Origin of the sequence: Pseudomonas lutea (assembly GCF_000759445.1) — a bacterium.
Taxonomy (GTDB): Bacteria; Pseudomonadota; Gammaproteobacteria; order Pseudomonadales; family Pseudomonadaceae; genus Aquipseudomonas; species Aquipseudomonas lutea.
In genome coordinates this window covers 272,941-298,632 of record NZ_JRMB01000001.1, presented here as the reverse complement: position 1 = coordinate 298,632, position 25,692 = coordinate 272,941, and the positions used below count along the sequence as shown (strand labels likewise).

The 25,692-nt window shown below is 61.5% G+C and carries 15 protein-coding genes and 1 pseudogene; 8 read left to right on the top strand and 8 right to left on the bottom strand.

Annotation, left to right across the window (positions count from 1 at the left end; all coding sequences use genetic code 11):
- Positions 1–17: 17 nt before the first annotated feature.
- Positions 18–4,592, bottom strand: coding sequence for a dermonecrotic toxin domain-containing protein (locus LT42_RS01280; protein ID WP_037009251.1), 4,575 nt, complete (start codon positions 4,590–4,592; stop codon positions 18–20).
- A gap of 291 nt (positions 4,593–4,883) precedes the next feature.
- Here LT42_RS01280 and tcuC point away from each other — a divergent pair, with 291 nt between their 5' ends.
- Entirely contained in the window at positions 4,884–6,176 is a 1,293-nt protein-coding gene (gene tcuC / locus LT42_RS01275) for an MFS transporter (RefSeq protein WP_037009249.1), read from the top strand.
- A 142-nt stretch (positions 6,177–6,318) separates the two neighbouring features.
- Here tcuC and LT42_RS01270 read toward each other — a convergent pair whose 3' ends face one another.
- Entirely contained in the window at positions 6,319–7,782 is a 1,464-nt protein-coding gene (locus tag LT42_RS01270) for a glyceraldehyde-3-phosphate dehydrogenase (protein ID WP_037009247.1), read from the bottom strand.
- A 169-nt stretch (positions 7,783–7,951) separates the two neighbouring features.
- Here LT42_RS01270 and mfd point away from each other — a divergent pair, with 169 nt between their 5' ends.
- From mfd to LT42_RS01255, 3 genes are read left to right on the top strand one after another with little or no spacing between them, the layout of a single operon-like run.
- On the top strand, positions 7,952–11,416 hold the full coding sequence (gene mfd, locus LT42_RS01265) for a transcription-repair coupling factor (protein ID WP_037009244.1): 3,465 nt from the start codon (positions 7,952–7,954) through the stop codon (positions 11,414–11,416).
- A gap of 9 nt (positions 11,417–11,425) precedes the next feature.
- Positions 11,426–11,962 (top strand): CsiV family protein, encoded by a 537-nt coding sequence (locus LT42_RS01260; RefSeq protein ID WP_037009242.1) that lies wholly within the window; start codon positions 11,426–11,428, stop codon positions 11,960–11,962.
- A 13-nt stretch (positions 11,963–11,975) separates the two neighbouring features.
- Complete coding sequence (locus tag LT42_RS01255) at positions 11,976–14,681, top strand: DEAD/DEAH box helicase (protein ID WP_037009240.1); 2,706 nt, start codon at positions 11,976–11,978, stop codon at positions 14,679–14,681.
- Between the two features lie 542 nt (positions 14,682–15,223).
- Here LT42_RS01255 and LT42_RS01250 read toward each other — a convergent pair.
- Positions 15,224–16,885: a VRR-NUC domain-containing protein gene (locus LT42_RS01250; protein ID WP_037009238.1), complete on the bottom strand. Its 1,662-nt coding sequence runs from the start codon at positions 16,883–16,885 to the stop codon at positions 15,224–15,226.
- A 150-nt stretch (positions 16,886–17,035) separates the two neighbouring features.
- Here LT42_RS01250 and LT42_RS01245 point away from each other — a divergent pair, with 150 nt between their 5' ends.
- Positions 17,036–17,554, top strand: a complete 519-nt coding sequence (locus tag LT42_RS01245) for a nucleoside 2-deoxyribosyltransferase (protein WP_037009237.1) — start codon at positions 17,036–17,038, stop codon at positions 17,552–17,554.
- Between the two features lie 160 nt (positions 17,555–17,714).
- Here LT42_RS01245 and LT42_RS01240 read toward each other — a convergent pair whose 3' ends face one another.
- Positions 17,715–17,927: a hypothetical protein gene (locus LT42_RS01240; protein ID WP_037009235.1), complete on the bottom strand. Its 213-nt coding sequence runs from the start codon at positions 17,925–17,927 to the stop codon at positions 17,715–17,717.
- Between the two features lie 77 nt (positions 17,928–18,004).
- Entirely contained in the window at positions 18,005–18,907 is a 903-nt protein-coding gene (locus LT42_RS01235; RefSeq protein ID WP_037009233.1) for a LysR family transcriptional regulator, read from the bottom strand.
- 132 nt (positions 18,908–19,039) lie between these two features.
- Here LT42_RS01235 and LT42_RS01230 point away from each other — a divergent pair, with 132 nt between their 5' ends.
- Entirely contained in the window at positions 19,040–20,137 is a 1,098-nt protein-coding gene (locus LT42_RS01230) for an AbrB family transcriptional regulator (protein ID WP_037009231.1), read from the top strand.
- A gap of 96 nt (positions 20,138–20,233) precedes the next feature.
- The gene (locus LT42_RS01225; RefSeq protein ID WP_037009230.1) at positions 20,234–21,016 is read left to right on the top strand and encodes an exodeoxyribonuclease III; all 783 of its coding nucleotides are present in this window, start codon (positions 20,234–20,236) and stop codon (positions 21,014–21,016) included.
- Positions 21,017–21,643: 627 nt separating this feature from the next.
- Here LT42_RS01225 and LT42_RS01220 read toward each other — a convergent pair.
- The 3 genes and pseudogenes from LT42_RS01220 to LT42_RS26370 form a co-directional block, all read right to left on the bottom strand.
- Positions 21,644–22,888, bottom strand: a complete 1,245-nt coding sequence (locus LT42_RS01220) for a D-mannose isomerase (protein ID WP_037009228.1) — start codon at positions 22,886–22,888, stop codon at positions 21,644–21,646.
- Positions 22,889–23,233: 345 nt separating this feature from the next.
- Positions 23,234–24,097, bottom strand: a complete 864-nt coding sequence (locus LT42_RS26375) for a methyl-accepting chemotaxis protein (protein WP_420806882.1) — start codon at positions 24,095–24,097, stop codon at positions 23,234–23,236.
- Positions 24,092–24,859 (bottom strand): annotated as a pseudogene (locus LT42_RS26370) (MCP four helix bundle domain-containing protein); the annotation flags it as partial. The gene LT42_RS26375 and the pseudogene LT42_RS26370, both read right to left, overlap by 6 nt.
- A 233-nt stretch (positions 24,860–25,092) precedes the next feature.
- Here LT42_RS26370 and LT42_RS01210 point away from each other — a divergent pair.
- Entirely contained in the window at positions 25,093–25,581 is a 489-nt protein-coding gene (locus LT42_RS01210) for a GFA family protein (RefSeq protein WP_037009224.1), read from the top strand.
- Positions 25,582–25,692: the final 111 nt, after the last annotated feature.

Below are 25,692 nucleotides of genomic sequence, written 5' to 3'. Positions count from 1 at the left end.
GGCGTTATTCTGGTGGATCAGTCGGCCAGATGCAAAAACAACCGCTGAGCCGGTTCCCTGCCGATGGCGCTGCGGTAAATGCTGACCACCTCCTTGTTATCCCTGGCGGCCTTGAGCAGCGCCCTGTAGCCCATGAGGCGCTGTTCCGGCAGTTTAAGATGCGCAGCCGTAAAAGCGTCCGCCGATGCATGCTCTGTGGCGTAATGAAAATGTGCCCACCACAGCACATTGCCGTCCCTGTCACGAATTACGTATTCCTGCACGAAATCGTTCCGCCGCGCACCCGACATATTCTTGAGCCCGTCAATCCTGGCGATGTCCACTTCGCGCTGCCGGTGCAGATAACTGATCCGGCTGGCCGTGGGTGGCTGGCGCTTGATCATTTCGATACGCAAGGCCCGGCCTTGCTCACGCAGCCGCGCTTCAGCCGCACGAAGATCGGCCAACAGCACTGGCAGACGCTGAACGTCCATTTCCTCCGGTCCGGGTTGTTCGGCACTGGCCTGAAGTTTCGCTGCCAGCTCGCCTATCTTGTCAGCCTTGAAACAAAGGATGTCTTCCATGTCCTCAGGCTCACTGGCGCGACGCGATTGTCGAACGGCGTTGGCAATGTCGGGTTCGACCCGTTCAAGCAATGCACGGCCGCGACGCATGAGGTCTGACAACGGCACGATGCTTTCACGGGTGCGCAGCCCGGGACGTTGATCCTCCAGCTCTACCCACTCCCCTTCAGCGTGCTGGTGATAGGAACCGATGACCCGGTCACCGCTGGCCGCCTTGACCTCGACGACCTCGCCCAGCAAAGGCTCGTGACCTTCGCGCACCCGGCCAATCAGCGTGCGCTGCCCTCGGGTCTTGATCACCCGCTTGCGCGTCTGGGTCAGTCTGGGCACGTATTCGGCCGGCGTGTCGGCCGGTTCCTCACTCTCGCGAATGAGGTCCGAAAGGCGGTGCTCGGCACGGTCAGAAATGGCCGACAGATCATCGATGAAGCGCTGGAAATGCGCCATGTCGACCGTTTCCGGCTCGCTGTCGAACGCCGCCAGCGCGACCATCGAGGCACGGTCATATTCGCGAAGCGAGCTTTCCAGCACGCTGATCTGTTCGAGGTGGGTGTAATCGTTGGGCTTTTCCAGTTCCGCCTGAGACGTCAGCGCCGCGTGCAGAGGGCCGTCGTTGAGCAGACGCTTGAGGGAGACCGCTGCACTGCCATCGAGAATAACCTCGACACTGAAACAGAGCTCCAGGGACGACCACATCCGCGCTGCACGCCATTCCACGTGCGCGAACATCCGGCTGTTATAAAGCTCCAACGCTTCCTTGCGCCAAAATTCGTCGCCCACTTTGGGGACGTTGCGCATTCTCTGCCACAAGGCCTCCCTGACGGACGACCAGTGAACCCCCGTGTTCTGCAACAACAGCGTCTTTTCAAAAAGCGCCCGGTATACCTCGACGTTGCTGGCGGTGACGGTGGTGGACAAGGCGTGCATTCTGGCCAGGTCCTCTTTGGCCAATACCAGCATATCGCTCAGCAGCACGCCCTCCAGCAGGCAGATCCGGCGGACCACACCCTGCAAATCCTTGGCGTAGGACTTGTCACTCGAGCGGTCGGCGGCGCGCAATTGCTGATCGAGTTCATTTTTGCGATCAACGATCTCGACGACCGCCCGAATGTCAGCCTCCATTTCGGCAATCACCGCCGGATGCTCTTCGATCGGCACGCCATCAAGACGGTCATCGTTAGCTACAATCCTGCTGTACAGCGCGGTCTGACGGTCGAGCAGTTCGATTTTTTCAGTGGTCACCTGCTTCAGCCGCGCGGCATTTTCCGCGGCCAACTGGCGGGCGCTGCGCTTGGGTCCACCGCCGCGAAGGCGCAGCCTCAGGTCCAGGCACCAGCGCTGGCCCTGCCTGACCAGTCGCGGTCCTACGTTCTCGGGATTATTTGGATCGACGACCAACACCTCCTGGTCGTCGAGCAAAACCTGAAACACGGCGTCGTCGACACGCGCATACCAATCGCTGTTGTGTTCATACAGACCTTCGGTGATGCCTGTAACTGAAGGCTCTGCCAGCGCCGGCTCCGGGGCGATCCTGAAAAGGGCAAGCGAGGCCTTCTGGGCATCGCTCAGGGTTTGATCGAGTCGTGACCATCTGAAGTCCAGCAACGCTTTGGGTCGGTCAGGCACCGGTGGAGCCTGTGGCTCTGACTTTGAGTCGGTCGGGGAAAGCAGCGGCGCAAGCTTTGGCCGGGCCGGGGTGGCGGTTCGTCCGCGCTTGAATGGTCCGCCGTCATTGCGCGCGGAGGCCAGGGCGTCGCCGAGCCCCACGTGCAACAGCATCATGGCCGCCGTCAGGAGTATGTTTGGGAGCGACTCCCCCATCTCGCTGCCCTCACCCCCGCTGCCCGCACTCAGTGCGCCTTGCGCCTGGGTCAGTAATTGCACCAGCCACACCGCGTTGCCCAACGGCCCCGAGATAAACGGCATGACCGAGTCCAGCGTGAGCCAGCCAGCGCGTTTGAGCAGCGCCCAGCGACTCTCGGCGTTGGAGGTGGAGTTGCGGTCTGCCAGCTCGACCAGCGCCGCCGCGTCAGCGATGAACAGCGCGATGAGCGGATCCCCCATCACTTCATCGAACGCCCATTGCGCAGGCGACGGATTTTCGAGCGGTGCGAACTCCGAACCCTGGCCGAAGCGCACGATATGAGGCTGATTGAAACCGCCGTTGGCGTATCTCAGTCGGGCATGGTCGCTCATCCAGGTCAGCACCTCGTCCTGCAGCTCCCCTGGCTGGACAATGGCCGTGCGCAACGCCTCCCATGAGTTGAACGCCGTCAGTGTGTGCAAAGAAAGAGGTCGATACAGCACCACGGGACCTTTTGCGGTGTCGCGGTCGGCGATCACGAACATATTCGCGGCTTTGTCCGCCGCAGCGCCGACGGTGGCTCGAAAAGCCAGTGGACGAAGCGTTGTGTCGCGCAACCCGGGGGAGCGTTGCGCCGGGTCCTGCATGAGCGCGTCGACCAGCGCATAGGCGCTCGCGCCGAACTGCCTCCCGGTGCGGATCTTCAGCTCAAGCGCCCGAAGCGGCAACTGGGCGCGCAGTTGGTCGATATAGAGCACCTGGCGCCGATTGGCCTCCAGCGGATCTGTCACCAGATAGCGTGACACCAGCGCCGGGTAGGTGCGCCCGATGTCGACCTGACAAATCAGCAATCTGAGATAGTCCGCGCTGAACCACCCGGGTGTCGGGCTGCCGCTCCGCTGCACGACCCCCAACGCGCCGGCTGGCTGGCCCGACAGATTTGCCAGGGCGAACGCGGCGACGCTCATGCGCACCGGTTCGACCGCTCCCGCTGCCACCACCTGGCCGCCACTGGGTACTGCGACGGCGACCACATGTTTAATCAGCACGTCCAGATCGGCGATCTGCACGTGCGTGTCCTGCGGGTGGTCGGCCAGCAGCGCGCGCTGCAATTGCTGCTCGGCAAAGGCCAGCAGCGACGGCAGGTCATCGTTGAAGCGCCTGCCCCCTGCTCTGGCCTGTGCGTTGGCCAGAGTAATCAATCGACGGCTGAAATCCTGACGGTCCGTCGTGCTGGCCGTCCGCAACCAGTCGGGCAGCGGGTCCGGGCGCTCTGGCTGGACAACGAGCGGCAGCAGATACGGCGAGATGTCCGTGGCTGCAGCCAGGCGGTGATCGAGGTCGGCAAAATCAATCGCAACTTCACTGGCGCGTTTAACAGCGTGCAGCTGTCGTTCGAGGATTACCTGCGCCAATGCATCGAACAAAGGCCCTTCAGGCTCACGCAGCTCCAGCCTGGCGTCGCTCGGGACAGGCTGTGCGGCCATCAAACCGGACGTCAGTGCAACCAACGAAGAATAATCGCTGACGCGCCCGGCAGGCTCCCAGGCAAAAAACTGCTCTTTGCCACGCCAGAAACCAGTGGCCGTCAGTATTGGCAGCGCTACGTCGTCGCAATGTTCGCCTGCTGCCACACACGGAATGCTTGCCTGGATGACCGCGTCTGCGCCTTCCTCAGTGATGCGCAGCATGAAGTCGCGCTGGGTTTTGTCGGGGAACTCAGCCACCGCCCGCAAAAATGCCCGGCTGTCTTCACTTATCTCCGGTGCGTCGACTGCAGCACTCGAGAGATTGCAAGCAAGCGCGGCCGATACGCACGCCCAGGGGCTAAGCCCATCGGCATTCGCCGTGCCCCAGAATTCGACGAGGGCCCGCTGAAAGTGGTCGCCGAGCTCCAGTGCAACAGCATCCAGCAATGCGTTGAGCTGATCGAAATCAATCGGGGTCGGCACGCCTCCTTCTGCAGCGGGGTTCAGCAGCAGCGTGTTGGCTTCGTTGCGCAGACGTGGCGTTTTACCGCTGCTAATAGCCTGCTGAAGATTACGCAGCAGAGATTCGGCACGCCGCTCGCCTTCGGGCGTCGTGCGGGTGATGACACAGATCTCGGGGTCGATTTGAAGATCGGGGAATTGTGCTTGCAGCGCTTTGCGCAACTGCTTGACCGCTGATTCACGCAGCGTTGGACGCTGGGTGAAGCGGTCAATGACATCAAGATTGGAGCTCATGTGGAGGTTAACTCGTCCGTGATACGAAAAACTCGGTGTCCTTGGAGACATTGAGTAAAAGTGCGGCGAGTTAACGTGGTTACGGTCTCTGCCCTGGCATAGATAAATATTTTTTTGCGGGCGTCATGGCGGCATTGGCGTTTCGCGCATGGGGCATTCTCATTGCCATCCGCGGTCTTTACACATATCGTTACAAATCTGCAGCGCGCGAGACCAGGCTCGGGCGCTGCGGCAGAGGACGCATAAATACAACGGATCCCCCAGCTAGACAGCTTAAGTGAGTAATTCCAGATGGCCTCAACCACGGGCAAAGGCAAAGCGATCTTTCGCGTTGTCAGCGGCAACTTCCTTGAAATGTTTGACTTCATGGTCTACGGCTTCTATGCCACGGCCATCGCCAAGACCTTCTTCCCCGCCGACAGCGAATTCGCCTCATTGATGCTGTCGCTGGCGACCTTCGGCGCCGGCTTCCTCATGCGCCCTCTGGGTGCCATTTTTCTCGGCGCGTACATCGACCATCACGGCCGCAAGAAAGGCCTGGTTATCACTCTGGCAATGATGGCCATGGGTACGGTGCTGATTGCCTGCGTGCCGGGCTACGCGACCCTGGGCGTTGCCGCACCGATCCTGGTGCTGGTGGGCCGGCTGCTGCAAGGCTTCTCGGCCGGGGTCGAACTGGGTGGCGTTTCGGTGTACCTGGCAGAGATCTCCACGCCGGGTCGCAAGGGCTTTTTCGTGAGCTGGCAGTCGGCAAGCCAACAGGCAGCGGTGGTGTTCGCCGGCCTGCTTGGCGTCGCCCTGAACCACTGGCTGAGCCCGGAAGACATGGGCCAATGGGGCTGGCGCGTGCCGTTCCTGATTGGCTGCCTGATCGTGCCGGCGATTTTCGTGATCCGTCGCTCGCTGGAAGAAACCCCCGAGTTCGAAGCCCGCGCCCAGCATCACCGCCCAAGCCTGGGCGAGGTGGTCAAGTCGATCGGGCAGAACTTCGGCCTGGTGGTTGCTGGCATGGCGCTGGTGGTCATGACCACTGTGTCGTTTTACCTGATCACGGCTTACACCCCGACCTTCGGCAAGAATGAGCTGCACTTGTCTGATCTCGACAGCTTGCTGGTGACGGTCTGCGTCGGCATTTCGAACTTCATCTGGCTGCCCGTGATGGGCGCGCTGTCGGACCGGATCGGGCGCAAGCCGCTGCTGCTGGCAGCGACCATCCTGGCGATTATCACGGCATACCCTGCCCTGTCCTGGCTGACCGCCAACCCAAGCTTTGCCAATCTGTTGATGGTCGAGCTGTGGTTGTCTTTCCTGTATGGCTCCTACAACGGCGCCATGGTGGTTTCGCTGACCGAAATCATGCCGGTTGAAGTGCGCACAACTGGCTTCTCCCTGGCCTACAGCCTGGCGACGGCGACGTTCGGTGGCTTCACCCCGGCAGCCTGTACCTATCTCATTCACGTGCTGGACAACAAAGCGGCTCCAGGCATCTGGCTGAGCGGCGCCGCTGTACTGGGTCTGGTTGCCACATTGGTGCTGTTCCGCAAGGGCCAGACGCGGATTCAGGGTGTGACGGCAGTCGGCTGATCGCCGAGAGCTTTAAGCTCTAAGCTCTAAGCGGCAAGCTGCAAGCTGCAAGTAAAACAAAAACGCCCCGAACTTGTCGGGGCGTTTTTATTTGTTGCTTGCAGCTTGCGGCTGACCGCTTGCAGCTTGCAGCTGCTTCAACCTACTTCGGGAAGGCTGGCGGGTTGACGCCGGTCATTTCTTCCATGACGCGGACCACCTGGCAGCTGTAGCCGAATTCGTTGTCGTACCACACGTACAGCACAACGCGGTTGTCCATTGCGATGGTTGCTTCCGCATCCACCACGCCGGCGTAGCGCGAGCCGACGAAGTCGGTGGAAACCACTTCCAGCGAATTGACGAAGTCGATCTGCTTGTGCAGATCCGAATACAGCGCGGTGTGGCGCAGGTATTCGTTCATCTCTTCACGGGTGGTGGCCGTTCCCAGGTTCAGGTTCAGGATAGCCATCGACACGTTGGGCGTCGGCACACGGATCGCGTTGCCGGTCAGTTTGCCAGCCAGCTCAGGCAATGCCTTGGCCGCTGCCGTTGCCGCGCCGGTTTCGGTGATGACCATGTTCAGCGCAGCGCTGCGGCCACGGCGATCGCCCTTGTGGAAGTTGTCGATCAGGTTCTGGTCGTTGGTGTACGAGTGAACCGTTTCGACGTGCCCGTTGACGATGCCAAACTTGTCGTTGACCGCCTTGAGCACGGGCACGATGGCGTTGGTGGTGCACGACGCCGCAGAGATGATCTTGTCGTCAGCAGTGATCTGCTGATGGTTGATGCCATGAACGATGTTCTTCAGCTTGCCCTTGCCCGGCGCGGTCAGGACCACGCGGTCGATGCCCGGGCACTGCAGATGCTGGCCCAGGCCGTCGGCATCACGCCACACACCGGTGTTGTCGACCAGAAGCGCGTCCTTGATGCCGTACTGGGTGTAATCCACCTCGGCCGGGTTCTTGGCGTAGATCACCTGAATCAGGTTGCCGTTGGCGCAAATGGTGTTGTTGGCTTCATCGATGGTGATGGTGCCGTCGAAAGGCCCGTGTACCGAATCGCGACGCAGCAGGCTGGCGCGCTTGACCAGATCGTTCTCTGCCCCTTTGCGGACCACGATGGCACGCAGACGCAGGCCATCGCCGCCACCGGTTTTCTCGATCAGGATGCGCGCCAGCAGACGGCCGATGCGACCGAAGCCGTACAGCACGACGTCGGTGCCCTTGCGTTCGCCGGAGTGCTGCTGACCGACGATGTCGGCCATTTCTTCGCGGACGAACTGCTCGGCGGAGCGGCCATTGCCCTCGGCCTTGAATTTGACGGCCAGCTTGCCCAGGTCCACCGAGGCGGCGCCCAGTTTGAGCTCGCTCATGGCTTTGACGAGGGGGAACGTCTCGTGGACGGACAACTCGGTAGCGTCAGCCTGACGGTGACGGGCAAAGCGGTGGGCTTTGAGAATCGCGATGACGGAACGGTTAATCAGGCTGCGGCCATAGATCGAACTCACCACATTATTGTTGCGGTAGAGCTGACCGATAAGCGGGATCATCGCCTCGGCAAGGGCTTCACGATCAATCCATTCACCAAGACACTGGTCGGGCTTCTGAGTCACGGGAACCTTCCACATGTAGGGGCTGAAAAAAGGGACTACATTATGCACAGGCCTTTGTTTATGAGCAATCCAGAGTTTTCCGACTGTGGAGCACTACATAATTGCGAGCGCACAAAACTGACAGCGTCTCTGCGGATTAGTTACACTCCCCGGCTTTGCCGCAACGCCTGGAGCTTTAACTTCCGTGCCCGTTCTGCGCCTCCCGAATCTGCCTGCCGCTGCAGGCAAACAACACTGGGGTAATCTGCCCGGTGCCGCCCTCAGTCTCGCCATCGCCGAGGCTGCCAGCGCCGCGAAACGCTTCACCCTGTTGCTCACCGCAGACAGCCAGAGCGCCGAGCGACTGGAGCAGGAGCTGAAGTTCTTTGCGCCCGATCTACCGGTCCTGCACTTCCCCGATTGGGAAACCCTGCCTTACGACCTGTTCTCGCCGCATCAGGACATCATCTCCCAGCGCATCGCCAGCCTTTACCGGCTACCGGAGCTGGTGCACGGCGTGCTGGTGGTGCCAATCACCACCGCACTGCACCGGCTGGCACCCACGAGCTTCCTGCTGGGCAGCAGCCTGGTTTTGGACGTGGGCCAGAAGCTCGACGTCGAAGCCATGCGCACCCGCCTTGAAGCCAGCGGCTATCGCTATGTCGACACGGTGTACGAGCACGGCGAATTCACCGTTCGTGGCGCGCTGATCGATCTGTTTCCGATGGGCAGCAAACTGCCTTACCGCATCGACTTGTTCGATGACGAAATCGAGACCCTGCGCACCTTCGAGCCTGAGACCCAGCGTTCCATCGACAAGGTGGATTCGGTGCGCCTGCTGCCGGCGAAAGAATTCCCCCTGCAGAAGGAGGCCGTCACCCGCTTCAAGGCGCGATTCCGCGAGCGCTTCGACGTTGATTTCCGCCGCAGCCCGATCTTTCGGGACTTGAACAGCGGTATCACGCCGGCTGGCATCGAGTACTACATCCCGTTGTTCTTCGAAGAAACCTCCACCCTGTTCGACTACCTGCCGCAGGACACCCAGGTGTTTTCCCTGCCGGGCATTGAAGCTGCGGCTGAAACGTTCTGGAAGGATGTGCGCAACCGTTACGAAGAACGCCGCGTCGATCCCGAACGCCCGTTGCTGCCACCGGCCGAGCTGTTCCTGCCGGTCGATGACTGTTTCGCGCGGCTGAAGAGCTGGCCGCGCGTGGTGGTCAGTCAGGACGACGTCGACAGCGGCGTCGGCCGCGAACGTTTCCAGGCGCAGCCGCTGCCTGACCTGGCCATCGAAGCCAAGGCCAGTCAGCCGCTGGCCGCGTTATCGGGCTTCCTCAGCGAGTTTCCCGGCCGGGTGCTGTTCACCGCCGAATCCGCCGGGCGCCGGGAAGTGCTGCTGGAATTGCTCGAACGCCTGAAGCTGCGCCCGAAAACCCTGGACAGCTGGCAGGAGTTCGTCGACAGCAAGGAGCGTCTGGCGATCACCATCGCACCGCTGGATGAAGGTCTGGTGCTGGACGAGCCCGCTCTGGCGCTGGTTGCCGAGAGCCCGCTGTTCGGTCAGCGGGTCATGCAGCGTCGCCGCCGTGACAAGCGCGCCGACAGCCATGCCAGCGACGCGGTCATCAAGAACCTGGCCGAGCTGCGCGAAGGCGCGCCGGTGGTGCACATTGACCACGGGGTCGGCCGTTATCTCGGGCTGGCCACGCTTGAAGTCGAAAACCAGGTCGCCGAGTTCCTCATGCTGGCCTACGCCGAGGACGCCAAGCTCTATGTGCCGGTAACCAACCTGCACCTGATCGCCCGCTACACCGGCAGCGATGACGAGCTGGCTCCCTTGCATCGCCTGGGTTCCGAGGCCTGGCAGAAAGCCAAGCGCAAGGCCGCCGAACAGGTGCGCGACGTTGCCGCCGAGCTGCTCGACATCTACGCCCGCCGCGCCGCCCGCGAAGGCTACGCGTTCGCCGATCCGAAGCTGGATTATGAAACCTTCAGCGCCGGCTTCCCTTTTGAAGAAACCCCCGATCAACAGACCACCATTGAGGCCGTGCGCGCCGACATGCTTGCGCCCAAGCCCATGGACCGCCTGGTCTGCGGCGATGTCGGCTTTGGCAAGACCGAAGTGGCCATGCGCGCGGCATTCATTGCGGTACACGGTGGCCGGCAAGTGGCAATTCTTGTACCGACCACCCTCCTCGCCCAGCAGCACTACAACAGTTTCCGCGACCGCTTCGCCGACTGGCCGGTCACCGTCGAGGTGATGAGCCGCTTCAAATCCGCGAAGGAAATCAACGCCGCCGTGGCTGATCTGGCCGAGGGTAAAATCGACATCGTCATCGGTACGCACAAGCTGCTGCAAGACGACGTCAAGATCAAAAACCTGGGGCTGGTGATCATCGACGAAGAGCACCGCTTCGGGGTGCGGCAGAAGGAGCAGCTCAAGGCCCTGCGCAGCGAGGTCGACATCCTGACCCTGACCGCCACGCCGATCCCGCGCACCCTGAACATGGCCGTGGCAGGTATGCGCGACTTGTCGATCATCGCCACGCCGCCCGCGCGTCGTCTGTCCGTGCGCACCTTCGTCATGGAGCAGAACAAGCCGACGGTCAAAGAGGCGTTGCTGCGTGAGCTGCTGCGCGGCGGTCAGGTCTACTACCTGCACAATGATGTGAAGACCATCGAGAAATGCGCGGCCGACTTGGCCGAACTGGTGCCCGAAGCGCGCATTGGCATTGGCCACGGGCAGATGCATGAACGTGACCTCGAACAGGTCATGAGCGACTTCTACCACAAGCGCTTCAACGTGCTGATTGCCTCCACCATCATCGAAACCGGCATCGACGTGCCAAGCGCCAACACCATCATCATCGAGCGCGCCGACAAATTCGGTCTGGCCCAGCTGCACCAGTTGCGCGGTCGGGTCGGACGCAGTCACCACCAGGCCTACGCCTACCTGCTGACGCCGCCGCGCAAACAGATCACCCCGGATGCCGAGAAGCGCCTGGAGGCGATTGCCAACACTCAAGACCTGGGCGCCGGCTTTGTGCTTGCCACCAACGACCTGGAAATCCGTGGCGCCGGCGAGCTGTTGGGCGAAGGCCAGAGCGGGCAGATTCAGGCGGTGGGTTTCACGCTGTACATGGAAATGCTCGAGCGTGCGGTCAAGTCGATCCGCAAGGGTGAGCAGCCGAACCTCGACCAGCCCCTGGGCGGCGGCCCCGAGGTGAATCTGCGCGTACCGGGGCTGATCCCGGAAGACTATCTGCCCGATGTGCATGCGCGGCTGATCCTGTACAAGCGCATCGCCAACGCCGCTGACGAAGACGGCCTCAAGGACCTTCAGGTGGAAATGATCGACCGTTTCGGCCTGTTGCCGGAACCGACCAAGAACCTGGTGCGCCTGACGTCCCTCAAGCTGAAAGCCGAGCAGCTAGGCATCAAGAAAGTCGACGCTGGTCCTCAAGGGGGGCGTATCGAGTTTGCAGCCGATACACCCGTGGACCCGTTAACGCTGATCAAACTGATCCAGGGCCAGCCCAAGCGTTACAAGTTCGAGGGCGCCACGCTGTTCAAATTCATGGTGCCGATGGAGCGTCCCGAGGAACGCTTCACGACGCTGGAGGCGTTGTTCGAACGCCTGACCCCGCAGTCTTCCAAAAAACCGGTTTAAGGATTCACCATGCGTCTGTTCCGCTCGCTCGCCCTGTTGCTGGTGCTGTTTGCCCCGTTGGCCTTCGCCGATGGCGCCTATCAGGTGGAGTTGATCCTGTTCCGCCAGAATGGCGAGCCGGCGGCTACCAATCAGCCCGCACCCGAAGACTGGGCAGCCGGGGCGCAACGGTTGGGTGCGGACAACCAGACGCCCACGGCGCTGGACAGTCTGGTGACCAAGCTGGGGGCCAGCGACGGTTATACGGTCCTTCTGCACAAGGCATGGCAGCAAGACCTCAGCGCGACGCCGAGCAAAGTGGCGATCAGTGACGGTCAGGAGCAATTTGGCCACTTTCCCATCGAAGGCACGGTCAGCCTGGGCCTGGCGCGCTTTACCGACATCGACGCCAACTTCTGGGTCAACCAGCTGGACAGCCACGGGGTACTGGTGACCAGCGAGCGCATGCGCCAGGCCACTCGTGTCAGAAACGGAGAACTGACCTACATGGACAACGGAAGCCTGGCCATGCTGATCAAGGTTTCTCCCGTTCAGCCTCCTCGTTGACGCGGGGCTAGACGTGGCATCTCTTCTCGAAAAAGCCCTGGCCTTGCCATGGGAACCGCTGTTCAAGGCGCAGAGCGTCGAGCGCGGCCTCGAATACACGCGGCAGAAGCGCGTCATGCTCGAACACCTGAGCGGCGACGTCGTGCGTACGGTGTGCCGGGGGTCGAATCTGGAAATCTACACCCAGACGCTGCTGTTCAAAGACCCCGAGCGCACGCGTAACTTTATCGTCGGCAAATGCACCTGCCCGGTGAGGAACAACTGCAAGCATTGTGCGGCCGCGCTGTTTTTCCTGCAGGACCCGGAGAACAACGCCGGGATTCTTTCGGCCGTTGACAATCAGTCGGCGGCGCGCAGACCCACGGTCGAGGCAAAACCCAAACTGCCCGAGCGCCTGGAGAAGAACATCAAGCCCGAGCCGCGGCTGATCCTCGCCAGCTTCGAGTACAGCGCCTACGAGCCGCGCAACGGCAAGATGCAGCGGCACATTCAACACCGCGCTGCCTTGGCATTCCGCTATCGCGAATCCTACGTCAGCGGCGTGCCGGCACCGGGCCGTGGCGGGGACATTCTCTGGCACCTGCCGGACGAAACGCTGCGCATGCGTCGCCATCCGGAGCGCGAGGGCGAGTATCGCAAGCAGCTTCAGGAGCTGGGGTTTCGCATCGCAACGCGGCAGAGCAAGGCATTGCCCGACAGCGCTGGCGAGATGTTCGAGCTGCCCACTGATCGTGCCTGGCTGAGTTTCATCCTCGACGACTTGCCGCGGCTGCGCGCCGAGGGCTGGCAGATCGAGATGAGCGAAGATTTCGGTTTTGATGTCACGCCGGTGGATGACTGGTACGCCACTGTCACCGACGAGCCCGAGCGCGACTGGTTCGATCTGGAGCTGGGCATCATCGTCAACGGCGAGCGGCTGAGCCTGCTGCCGATCCTGATTAACCTGCTGCGCACCCATCCTGAATTGATGACCGCCAGCGGCATCGCCAAGCGCCGCGACGACGAGCAACTGCTGGTGCAGCTCAACCATTTCACCCAGCGCGGCGGCGTGCCGATTCAGGTCGCCCTGCCCTACGGTCGGCTGAAGCCGGTGCTGGCGACGCTTGGTGACTTTTATTGGCGTGAAGACGGCAACAACGCGATCCGCCTGAACACCGCTGACGCTGCAAGGCTGATGCAGCTCGATGACCTGCCGCTGATCTGGCAAGGCGGTGATCGGCTGCGCCAGTTCTCCGAACGGCTGGTGAACATCAAGGATGCCCGAGGTGAGGCGCCCCAGGGCCTTAACGCGACGTTGCGACCCTATCAGCTTGAAGGCCTGAGCTGGATGCAGGCGCTGCGCGAACTGGAGGTCGGCGGCGTGCTCGCCGATGACATGGGGCTGGGCAAGACACTGCAGACCCTGGCGCATCTGCTGGTGGAAAAGCAGGCCGGACGCCTTGATCGCCCTGCGCTGGTGGTAATGCCCACCAGCCTGATTCCCAACTGGATGGACGAAGCGAAGCATTTTACGCCGCAGCTCAAGGTACTGGCCCTGTTTGGGACCCAGCGCCATCAGGATTTCAAACACCTGCAGGATTACGACCTGATTCTGACCACCTATGCCCTGCTGCCGCGGGACGTGGAAGTCCTCAGCCAGCAGTTGCTGCATGTGTTGGTGCTCGACGAAGCGCAATACATCAAGAACCCCAACAGCAAAGCGGCGCAGGCGGCGCGTCAGCTGAATGCCCGTCAGCGCCTCTGCCTGAGCGGCACGCCGCTGGAAAACCACCTGGGCGAGCTGTGGTCGCTGTTCCATTTCCTGATGCCCGGCTGGCTGGGCGATGCCAAGCAGTTCAACAGCAACTACCGCAACCCGATCGAGAAGTTTGGCAATGAACAGCGCCTGGAGCACCTCAACGCGCGGATAAAGCCGTTTCTGCTGCGTCGGACCAAGGAACAGGTGGCGACCGAGTTGCCGCCCAAGACCGAGATCGTCCACTGGGTCGAGCTCAACGATGCCCAGCGCGACGTGTACGAAACCATGCGCCTGGCGATGGACAAGAAGGTCCGCGACGAGATTACCCTCAAGGGCGTGGGGCGTAGCCAGATCATCATCCTCGAGGCGTTGCTCAAGCTGCGTCAGGTCTGCTGTGACTTGCGGTTGGTGAAGAGCGCACCGCTCGGCCCGCGCCAGTCGAGCTCGGGCAAGCTCGACAGCCTGATGGAGATGCTGGAAGAGCTGTTTGCCGAAAACCGAAAGATCCTGCTGTTTTCGCAGTTCACTTCGATGCTGGAGTTGATAGAAGCGGAACTCAAACAGCGCGGGATTGCTTACTCCCTGCTGACCGGCAAGACCAAGGACCGGCGTGTCCCGGTGCAGGATTTCCAGAACGGCAAGCACTCGATCTTCCTGATCAGTCTGAAAGCGGGTGGCACGGGCCTGAACCTGACGGCAGCCGACACGGTGATTCACTACGACCCTTGGTGGAACCCGGCGGCAGAGAATCAGGCCACCGACCGTGCGTACCGAATCGGTCAGGACAAGCCGGTTTTCGTCTACAAGATGATCGCCCGTGGCACGGTGGAGGAGAAAATCCAGCACCTGCAGCAGGAAAAGTCTGCGTTGGCAGCCGGTGTGCTCGATGGCCGCACGGCCGGAGACTGGAAGCTGCAGGACGATGACATCGCTGCGCTGTTCGCGCCGTTGCCGGCAGCGCCGAAGAAGGCGAAGCGGTAAGGCGAAGCTGGCTGCGACGCGAATCTACAGGAGCCGGCGTGCAGGCGAACCGCGATAGCACCGCAACGTTGAGGGTGAATGGGATGACGCGTTCGCCAGCAAGCCGGCTCCTACAGATGGAGGTGTGTCAGCTACGGCGCGGTTGAACGGCATGACGCCGTTCGCCAGCAAGCCGGCTCCTACAGATGGAGGTGTTTCAGCTGCGGCGCGGTTGAACGGCTTGACCCGTTCGCCAAGCCGGCGAACGCGGTGGGTCAGGTTGGGCGATATCGCGGGCTGGTATTTTTCGCGGGCAAGCGCGCTCCTACAACAGATCCAGGCCGCCCAAGGAATCTGCGGCATATAGAAACCTGCGGCCTACACGAATCTGTAGGAGCCGGCTTGCTGGCGAACCGCAATAGCACCGCAACGGCGGGGTGACTGGCTTGACGCGTTCGCCAGCGAGCCGGCTCCTACAGATGAAGGTGTGTCAGCTGCGGCGAGGGTGACTGTCCGCCGGGTTCGCCAGCAAGCCGGCGATCATCCGGCGGGTTTATCCGGCTTCAACCGGCGGCGCGGGCTTCGTCTTCCGCCCATTTCACGTAGCACACCACCACAGGCATTTCGTGCTCGGCGCAGAAATCGATCCAGCGCAGCTGGTTGTCCTGCAGCCGATCGCCCGGGCCTTTGACTTCGATCATCCGATAGCGGCGTTGCTCGGGGTAGAACTGGATCAAATCGGGCATGCCGGTGCGGTTGGCTTTGATGTCTTGCAACAAACGTCGGAACCAACGTTTGAGGTGCTGCGCCGGCAAGCAGTGCAGCGCCTGATCCAGCAGTTCCGGGGTCAAGGTGCCCCAGAAAACAAAGGGGGATTGCAGGCCAAACTTGCTCGCATAGGTATCACGGATCGCTGCTTCGTAACCCTGATCGTCGAGCTTCGCCAGGCATTGATCGAACAAGGCCGCGCGCCGCTGGTAGAAATCCGGACTGTAAAGATCACTCGGCGCGCTGTGGAAGGGATGAAAAAACGCTCCCGGCAGCGGTGCAAAGATGGCCGGCCAACAGAGCAGCCCGAACAATGAATTGACCAGCGCGTTCTCGACGTAATGCACCTCGCTGCCCTCTTCCGCCAGGTGCTGCTGGATCAGCCGCTCGACGCTGTGATCCGGGAGTGGCAACACGCTCAAGTCGAGCCGGCTGACCGTGCGTTTGGCTCTTTTTTGCACGCTGCCCTCGCCCAACTTGCGTTTCAGGCGAGGTTCGATCCGCAACAAATGCTGGGTTTCCTCATCGTTTTCGGGGGTCGACCGCGCGTTGAGCAACAGCGTCATCGCTTCACTGAACTGCTCACTGCGCTCCAATACGCGGATACGGCGCACCCGGGCGCCGGGGTAGCTGGACTGGGCATAGACACTGAGCGCCAGGGGCCAGTCCTGCTCGCGCTCGGCCTGCTGTCCGATCTTGAACAACAGCTTGGCACGCCGCATGGCCAGCCAGGGATTGTCGGTCTGAACCGCCAGAGCCTGTTCGGCCAGCTCGGCCAGCGGCAGCCCCGCATCCAGCGCCTGACGGCAAGTGTGCAGGTGCACGCAGATGTCGATGTCAGCGCGCTGGTTGATGCCACGGGACTCGACTGAAAACTCTACTTTTTCGTAGCGATAAATGCCCAGGTCCGCCAGGACAAACTCCGACCATTCCTGATAGAGATTGCCGAAATACAGCAAGCGAAGCCGATCACACAGCGGCATCACCTGAAGCGCAAAGACCACTTCCTCGAACCCGGCAAACCATTCTTCCAGTCGCTGAGGCGACCCATACAGGGGCAGCAGGCGCTGCAACAGGTCGGATTTTTTCTCGGCGCTTTTGACGCCATGGGCCTTGAAACACTGGCCCAGTTCGTCTTTGCGCAACAAAGCGAACAACGCGTGCAAATCAAGCGGCGGCTGACCGTCGACCCAACCGGACGCCAGCAACGGAGCGGCAGCGAGCCGGACATCGCCAATCTCGGCGTAATCGAGTTTGCTGGCCCGAAACAGCGTGCCCTTGCGCATGACCATTCGCACCAACAGGGCCTGAGCCGGCTGCGGCAGCCGCGCAAAGTCGTTGATAAACCCACGCTCGTCATCATCAAGCAGGTCGTCGTAACGCTGGGCGATCCAGTTCAGCACCTGGCGGAAGTTTTCCAGGTAGTAAAACGGATTGTCGAGGGGAGAAATACTCACAGCGAGGTCACGTAGAGGCGGCCGAGAAAGGCCTCAGGATACTGGTTATCCGTACAGATTCCAGCCCTGCCCGGCTTAGGAGGCCGCTGGCCCGATCAACGGCGGCGCTGAGCAGTTAGACTTCGCCTACCCATTTTTGAGGAGGCAGCCATGCCAGTGCCCGAACAACCCCTGGTTTACCTCGCCGGTTTCGACGTGTTTCGCGCTGATGCCGTCGAACACGGTCGCTACCTGAAAAGCCTGTGTGAGCAGCACGGCCTGCTGGGTCTTTATCCCTTCGACAATGAGGTGCCGTCCGGGCTAAGGCCTGATGAAACGGCTGCGATCATCTGCAGCGCCAACATGGCGATGATCAGACGATGCGATGCGGTACTGGCTAATCTGAACGTATTCCGGGGTGCCGAGCCGGATTCAGGCACGGTGTTCGAGGTGGGCATGGCCGTGGCGTTGGGCAAGCCGGTCTGGGTTTACTTTGAGGGCAGCGGGTCGCTGCGCGAACAGATCGCCCACGACGCAGAGGGGTTCGATGCGCAGGGGTTTCAGGTGGAGGATTTCGGTCTGCCGCGCAACTTGATGCTGGCCTGCACCTGGACCGGCAGCAGCGCGACGCCAGAACAAGCGATTGCAGCGCTGGCTGCGTTTATGGCTGACGAGCGCAACATCCTGTAGAAGCGCGCTTGCCCGCGAAGACGGTGTGTCAGTTACGCATGTTTAGCTGACACGAAGCTTTCGCGGGCAAGCGCGGTTCTACAGTTGTCTGCGGCAACCGCTGGCTGCATAGCGCGTAGTTCTGCGCATTCAAAAGCAATAAGAGTGGGCGCGAGACTGACTAGCTCAAATTGGCCGACCCGATGTCCAGCTTGTCGGCGTCGGCGAAGCCGTCAAGGTCGAGCTCGGTCAGATCAAGCTCGCCCTCGGGGTCGCGGTCTTCGTCTGAATCGGCGTCATTGAGCGGCGATTGATCACCGCCGTGATGCAGGTCATCGTCACTCGCAGCATAAGGTCCAACGGGTGTTCCAAGCTGGATGTGTGGTTTCGGCATCTTGCTGCTCCGTGGATAAAGGGTCTCTGCGCAGGCTAACCCAGCTGACCGCCGAAAAGCACGGCTCGGGGCATTGTTCAGGACCAATTGAGGAACGAGCCGCCGTCATCGCGCAGCATCTGCACCATGGCGTGGGCGGCGGGCGACAGGTAGCCCTCGCGGCGCAACATCACGCAGATCGTCCTTGCCATGGTGGTCTGCTCCAGCACTACCTCGCGCAGGTCCTGCATGTTTTTGCCGAACTCGAGGGTTTCCCTGGCAATAAAACTCAGCAGGCTGGTCTGAGCGATGAGACGCGGCAGCAGCGAGATGGAATTGGCTTCAATCTGCACCTCCGGCAACGGCAAATCATGACGGGCAAAGGCGTCGTCGACCCAGATGCGTGAGGACACCCCGGCCGGCGGCAACACCCAGCGGTAGCGGCACAGATCTTTCATCTCAAACGGTGCCTTGAAGATGGGATGGTTTCGGCTGGCAATCACCACCGCCTCGTCCGTGAGAATCGGGTAAAACGTGAACTCCTCCTCGGCGCTGCGCTGGGCGCAAATGATCATGTCCAGATGCCCGGAGCGCAGTTGCTCGCGCAGCATGTCGTCCTGGCCGATGACCAGCTTCAGTGTGACCTGCGGCGAGCGCTTGAGCAGCGTATTGGTCAACTCCGGCAACAGGTATTCGGCCATGGTCGCCGCACAGCCCAGACGGATATCGCCTACCGCGCCACTGGCAAAATCGCGCACCTCACGCTGGGTCTGGGCGATGCTTTGCTGCAGCACCTTGCCCCGGGCCTGCAACAACTCGCCGACCGGCGTCAGTTTGATTCTGCGGCCATCGCGCTGAAACAGCTTGGTCCCGAAGGACTCCTCCAGTCGCTGAATGCTCTTGGTCAACGCCGGCTGGCTGCGATTGAGTCTTTCCGCTGCGCGCCCCAGATGACCAAGCTCGGCGATGGTTTCGAAGTAGGTGAGGTCACGCAGGTCCATATATCAACCAAAGTTATCGATTCATGATTATTAGAAAATAGACTTGATCGATTCAGCTGTCGATACTTCGGCTCATTGGAACTGCACCCGGCACGGAAGCACCGCTCAGGACTGTCCTTTCAGGAAAAGCCAATGCTCTGGAGATCCGCGTTGCCCCGCCCCGCCTCGTTCGCCCTCGCCCAACAGCCACCGCTCATACAATGGTTGTTGCTCATTCTGATGGCCGGTAGCGCTGGCCAGCTGTTCAAGTACTTCAACGTCCCCGCCGCGCTGTTTCTCGGCCCTATGCTGGTGGCGATCGGCTTGGGCGTCGCCGGGGCCAGCATTCGCTTGAACAAGCATGTGTTTCGTCTTGGGCAGGGCACGGTAGGCGTGCTGGTCGCCCACTCCATGACACTGGGCGTTCTGCTCACCGCGATGGAGTCCTGGCACGTCATGGTGTTTGCCACGGTGCTCACCGTTGCGTTAAGCGCGGTGGTGGGGATTGCCATGGCCCGCTGGGGCGGCATACAAAGCAGCACCGCCGCGTGGGGCACTTCGCCGGGCGCGGCGTCTGCCATGGTCGCGATGTCCGAGGACTATGGCGCGGACTCCCGGGTGGTGGCGACCATGCAGTACGTACGAGTGGTGTGCGTGGTGATGGTCGGTGCGCTGGTCAGCCGGTTGATCGGCGCAGACGCCGGCGGCTCGGACGCCCACAGCACCGAGGCGCTGCTGCACGGCATGAACCTGCTGAACCTCGGTTTGAGCCTGCTGGTGATCGCGGTCGGCGTAACACTTGGCAGTCGCTTGCCTGCCGGCGCCTTGCTCGTACCTTTGCTGCTCGGCGGCGCGCTGCAATTGAGCGGCCTGCTGCAGATCACCCTGCCCACCTGGTTGCTGGCCATTGCCTACGGCGCGATTGGCAGCTACATCGGCTTGCGCTTTGATCGCATCACCATCAACTACGTCTGGCGACGGCTGCCCGCGATGATTGCCGGTGCGCTGGTGCTGATTCTGTTGTGCGCACTGTCGGCCTGGGTCATCGCCGAGATGATGGGCAAGGATTTCCTCTCGGTGTATCTGGCCACCAGTCCGGGCGGGCTGGACGCGATGGCGATCATCGCCATCGATACTCACTCGGACGTGGGCTTTGTGCTGGCCATGCAGACGTTGCGGTTGTTCGGGGTGATTGTCAGCGGTGCGTATATCGCCCGACAGGTTATCCGGCTCTCGCAACGATTTGCGTGAGCGTGCCATCAGGCCTTGTGACGGGTCTGGCGTCTGGATTGAATCTTCAGCGCACCTGTGCCCTCCAACGCTTCACACGCATTGGAGGAGAACGCGATGGCCACGCTGAAAATCGCCACGTTCAATATCAACGGCATCCGCGCGCGTTTGCCGATTCTGCTGCAGTGGCTGGAAACCGAAAAACCCGACATCGTTTGCCTGCAGGAGCTGAAAGCGGCCGACTCGGCCTTCCCCGCGGATGACATTCGCAACGCCGGCTATGGGGTGATCTGGCAGGGGGAACCGTCCTGGAACGGCGTAGCCATTCTTTCCCGTGACAGTGACCCATTGGAGATTCGCCGGGGCTTGCCCGGGAATGAAAAAGACACTCACAGCCGCTACCTGGAAGCCGCGGTTCAGGGCGTGATCGTCGGCTGCCTGTACCTGCCCAATGGCAATCCTCGGCCGGGACCGAAATTCGACTACAAACTGGATTGGTTCGAGCACTTGATCAAGCACGCCGATTCCTTGCTTAACAGCGAGCATCCCGTGGTGCTGGCCGGTGACTACAATGTCATTCCCACCGACGAGGACATCTACAACACCCGCTCATGGCTCAAGGATGCGCTGCTGCAACCGGAAAGCCGGGAATGCTTTCAGCGGCTTCTCGACCAAGGCTGGACCGACGCCTTGCGCGCGAAATTCCCGGACGAGCGGATCTACACGTTCTGGGACTATTTCCGCAATCACTGGAAGACAAACTCAGGCTTGCGCATCGACCATCTGCTGCTGAGCAAGGGCCTGAAGCCCAAGCTCAAAAACGCGGGCGTAGACCGCTGGGTCCGTGACCTGCCCCACGCCAGCGACCATGCGCCGACGTGGATCGAGCTGAAGGTTTAATGGGGGCGTGCGGATTGAGCAACAACCCATGGTCTGTGGGAGCCAGCTTGTCGGCGAATTGCGGCGGGTCAGGCGCGATCAATGCCACGGGCACCATGCATTCGCGAGCAAGCTCACTCCTACAGCGACCGCGCCCGTTCAAGCGCATCGCCGTCGCCTGAAGAGCCGGTTCGCCAGCAAGCCGGCTCCTACAGTTAGCTTCGGTGCGCGTGAGCAACAGCGTTTTAGTGACCACCGCGCAACACCAGGCCATCGCAACACCTGTAGGAGCGCGCTTGCCCGCGAATCGTCGTCAGGATCAACAAAATAGTTACCTGACCCACCGCTGTTCGCGGGCAAGCGCGCTCCTACAGTGGAATTTCGGCAATACGGACCCTTCGCGGCGGACACGGCCTTGTAGGAGCCGGCTTGCTGGCGAACGCGGCCGTGCAGACGCATCGCCTTCTTCTGGCGAACGCGACCGGGCAGAAGCATCGCCTTTTTCTGGCAGAGCCGGTTTGCCAGCAAGCCGGCTCCTACAGTGGTTTTCGACCATGCGGATCAGGTGTGCGGATGCCGTTCCGCGAATGGGGGTTTAACCCACCCCGACATCTTGCGGCAGGCAAAGGCCTTGCAGGGCCCTTGCCGTTACGACCTGTTCGCCAACGCCGTCGCCAGGCTCTGTTCCAATGGCAAGACCGGCAACAGGGTCGCCTGGTAGGCGTGGTAGAGGTCCGGCTTGCCGGGCCAGATGTCGGCGCTGGGTTGGTTCTGCGGGTTCAATTCATGGCGCCAGCTGCCGTTCTCACGATCAATGAACAGCGTTTCGTTGAATTCCCAGAACGTGCGATACCAGTCCTCATAACCTTGCTCATGAGTGCGTTGCAGCAGCGCGGCGGCGGCTGCGGCGGCTTCGGCGTGGGTCCAGTGCAGGCGGTGACGGACCACTGGACGATTCTCCCAGTCGAGGGTGTAAACGATGCCCGGTGCGCCGTCGACGTCCCAGCCAAAGCGGCAGGCGTTTTCGAATAATCCGCGGGCGTCCTCCAGCAGCCAGGCCGGCGCATCAAGGCCGGCTTTGCGTCGCGCGGCCTCCAGATGCAACACCAGTCGCGCCCACTCGAAGGCATGACCGGGCGTGGTGCCATAGGGCCGGAAACCATCGTCGGGCTTGTCGACGTTGTAGTCCCGGACCGGTTGCCATTGCAGGGTGAAGTGCTCGATTACCTGATGCTGGTTGCCGGCGGCATGCTGGTGGATGACCCGCTCGACGATGCTCAGCGCCCGGTCCAGCCAGCGGGCATCGCCAGTGACATCGGCCAGGGCGAGAAAGGCTTCGGTGCTGTGCATGTTGCTGTTGGCACCGCGGTAGTGTTCTTCGTGGCTCCAGTCACGGTCGAAAGACTCGCGCATGGCGCCTTCTTCCTCGCTCCAGAAGCGCGTCGTAATCACATGAATGGCCTGCTCCAGCAGCGCCTGAGCGCCCGGGCGGCGTGCGACCACCGCCGAGCTGGCCGCCAGCGCGACAAAGGCGTGCAGGTAAGCAGCCTTGCCTTTGTCGGCGCTGTGCTCCAGGGGCTTGTCGAACCAGCCGCCATGCTCGGCATCACGCAATGGCCCGCTCAGCGCCGCGATGCCGTGATCGACCAGCGCGGCGCAACCGGGAATGCCGTTGATATGCGCCATGGCGAAACTGTGGGTCATGCGTGCGGTGTTCATGGTCTCGGCCACGGCATCTGCGGCGAGGCGGCCATGGTCGTCCAGATTGCCGAAGCCTTGAGGCAGCCTGGCAGCCTTGGCAAACATCAACAGCCGATCGCCCTCCTGCGCCAGCCAGGCTTTGTGGCCTGGGGAGCGCAGCCAGCCGCTGAAATCGCGATTCACATCATCCATTGCTCTTCACCTGTGTCGTCGGCAGGTTCGGCCCGCCAGGAATTATTAGTCGTGGCGAATGATGCAAGCCGAGGGCAGCCACAGGCAAGTGAATGAGGTGAAAGGGTGCCGTTTGCAGGAGCGGCTTTAGCGGGGAAGACGTCGTCGTCACACTGCAAAACCGAGGGTGTTCAAACCGGCCTCTTCCCGGCTAAAGCCGGTCCCACTCGCGCAGCATTACGGCGTGGGACCGGGTCTGGCCAGCCACTCGCGCTGCGTTACGCTGTGGAACCGGCTCTGGCCAGCTACTCACACAGCGTTGCGTGTGGGACCGGCTTTAGCCGGGAAGCTGTGTTGAAACCAGGGTCAGACGCGGAAGCGGGTGACGACCTGATTCAGTTCTGCCGCCAGCCGTGACAGCTCATTGCTTGACGCACTGATCTGGTTTGCGCCGGACGACGACTGCATCGACAGGTCACGGATGTTGACGATGTTGCGGTCCACTTCGCGGGCGACCTGGGCCTGCTGTTCGGCGGCGCTGGCGATGACCAGGTTGCGTTCGGATATCTCGTTGATCGACGAGGTGATGCGGTGCAGCGACTCACCAGCGCCTTGGGCCAACTCAAGGGTTTCAGTCGCACGTGACCGGCTGACCAACATCGATTCCAGCGCTTCGCTGGAGCCGGTGCGCATGGTCGACACCATCTTGTCGATTTCCAGCGTCGATTGCTGAGTGCGGTGGGCCAATGCGCGCACCTCATCTGCGACCACGGCAAAACCGCGCCCGGACTCACCCGCGCGCGCCGCTTCGATCGCGGCGTTGAGCGCCAGCAGATTGGTCTGCTCGGCGATCGAACGAATCACGTCGAGCACTTTGCCGATGTCCTTGGACTGATCGGCCAGGTTCTGCACCAGTGCGGAAGTGTGCTGCACGTTACCGGACAGCGTCTGGATCGAGTTGACCGTGTCGATGACGCGGCTCTGGCCGTCGCGGGCCGCAGTGTTTGATTCGCTCGACGCCTGGGAGGTCGAAACGGCGTTGCGCGCCACTTCCTCGACCGCCGAGGTCATCTCGTTGACCGCCGTGGCCGCCTGTTCGATTTCGGCATTTTGCTGGTGCAGGCCGCGATGGCTGTCTTCGGTGACCGAATTCAGCTCGGTGGCCGCCGACGCCAGCTGGCTCGCCGAGTTGCCGATCAGGCTCAAGGTCGAACGCAGGTTGTTTTGCATCTGTTGCAACGCGCTCAACAGCCGTGTGACTTCATCTTTGCCCTCAACGCGAATGTCGTGGGTCAGGTCGCCCTTGGCCACGTATTCGGCAGCGTCCACCGCTTCCTGCAGCGGCCGGATGATGCTGCGGGTCAGCCACAGCGCCAGCACGACGGTCGCCAGCGCGGCGATCAGCACGAACACCAGCACCACGTTGCGCGACTGGCCATATTGCGCTTCAGCGGCCTTGCCTTCGAGCTCGACCTGGTGCGAGTAGAAGTCGCCGAGGTCGCCCAGTTGCGAGCCGGAATTGTCGACAGCGGTTTTCATGTCCACAAGCAGCAGCTTGTTCAGCGCCTTGAGGTCGCCGCTTTCGGCCAGCACGAAAGATTGGGTCAAACCGCGCTGGTAATCAGCCAGGGTGGAGCGGAATTTGTCGTACAGCGCCTTCTCTTCCGGGGTGTCGATGAACGTGTCGAGGCTGGTGAGCTTCTCATTGAGGATCTTTGAACGCGCGTCCATCTGCCCTTTGTAGACGCTCACGTTTTTCGGGTCGGTGTCCAGGGCCATGCGCAACGAGATCGTGCGGATGCGCAGCATGGCTTCGCGAATGTCGTTGACCAGCCGCATGCTCGGCATCCAGTTGCTCTCGACCGCGACCTCACTTTGGCGAATCGTCGACATCTGGCTCAGCGCAAACCAGCCGAGCAATGCGACCAACAGGGAAATCAGGGTAAACCCAAGGCCGGCGCGGCGGGCGATGGTCAGATTGCGTAGGTTCATAGCTGTTGGCTCATTGTTATGGTGGCTGTATCGGTCGGCGCCGTGCGGGTCGGAATGTGTCGGCAGCGCTCAGGCAAAGTCGTCGTATGACTACCGCATATCGACGCCTCAGCGAGCTTCTTGAGTGTCTGACGATGAAGAATCCGAACAGCTGTTCGAGAAAACTTCGAACGCCGCCAGCTTGAGCGGTCTAGAACCCTGAGCCCGTTCGATTATTTTTGAGGAGGTTACTCATGCATCTGGAAGGTTCCTGCCATTGCGGCGCCGTTGAGTTCAGCCTGAGCAGCGCGCATCCCTATCCCTATCAGCGCTGCTACTGCTCCATCTGCCGCAAGACCCAGGGTGGCGGCGGCTACGCGATAAACCTTGGCGGCGACGCCAAGAGCCTTAATGTGAAAGGCAAAGACAGCATCGCCATCTATCACGCCAAAATGCGCGACGCAGACCACCATCAGACCCACACCAGCAGCGCCGAGCGGCATTTCTGCAAGCAGTGCGGCAGCGGACTGTGGCTGTTCAGCCCGGAGTGGCCCGAATTGATCCATCCGTTTGCGTCGGCCATCGACACCCCCTTGCCAACCCCACCGGAGCACACGCATCTGCTGCTGAACTCCAAAGCTTCGTGGGTGGAGGTGGCCGCGGGGCCTAATGACCAGCAGTTTGAAGAATTCCCCGAAGAGTCTATTGCAGACTGGCACGAGCGGCTCGGTCTGACGCGGTGAGGCTAGACCCGGCTCACTGACGGCCATGAGCGCGGATTTTGCAGCGCGCCGAGACGGCACAGGCGCTGCAACGCCCGTCCCGTGCGCCTGTAATTCGCTGAACCTCTCGCG

Bases quoted from the DNA above. Each gene is read 5' to 3' on its own strand.
- LT42_RS26375 (WP_420806882.1), bottom strand. From the start codon at position 24,097: ATGCAAAACAACCTGCGTTCGACCTTGAGCCTGATCGGCAACTCGGCG.
- LT42_RS01220 (WP_037009228.1), bottom strand. From the start codon at position 22,888: ATGGATGATGTGAATCGCGATTTCAGCGGCTGGCTGCGCTCCCCAGGC.
- LT42_RS01210 (WP_037009224.1), top strand. From the start codon at position 25,093: ATGCATCTGGAAGGTTCCTGCCATTGCGGCGCCGTTGAGTTCAGCCTG.
- LT42_RS01260 (WP_037009242.1), top strand. From the start codon at position 11,426: ATGCGTCTGTTCCGCTCGCTCGCCCTGTTGCTGGTGCTGTTTGCCCCG.
- tcuC (WP_037009249.1), top strand. From the start codon at position 4,884: ATGGCCTCAACCACGGGCAAAGGCAAAGCGATCTTTCGCGTTGTCAGC.
- LT42_RS01280 (WP_037009251.1), bottom strand. From the start codon at position 4,592: ATGAGCTCCAATCTTGATGTCATTGACCGCTTCACCCAGCGTCCAACG.
- LT42_RS01235 (WP_037009233.1), bottom strand. From the start codon at position 18,907: ATGGACCTGCGTGACCTCACCTACTTCGAAACCATCGCCGAGCTTGGT.
- LT42_RS01240 (WP_037009235.1), bottom strand. From the start codon at position 17,927: ATGCCGAAACCACACATCCAGCTTGGAACACCCGTTGGACCTTATGCT.
- LT42_RS01270 (WP_037009247.1), bottom strand. From the start codon at position 7,782: ATGTGGAAGGTTCCCGTGACTCAGAAGCCCGACCAGTGTCTTGGTGAA.
- LT42_RS01230 (WP_037009231.1), top strand. From the start codon at position 19,040: ATGCTCTGGAGATCCGCGTTGCCCCGCCCCGCCTCGTTCGCCCTCGCC.
- LT42_RS01225 (WP_037009230.1), top strand. From the start codon at position 20,234: ATGGCCACGCTGAAAATCGCCACGTTCAATATCAACGGCATCCGCGCG.
- LT42_RS01245 (WP_037009237.1), top strand. From the start codon at position 17,036: ATGCCAGTGCCCGAACAACCCCTGGTTTACCTCGCCGGTTTCGACGTG.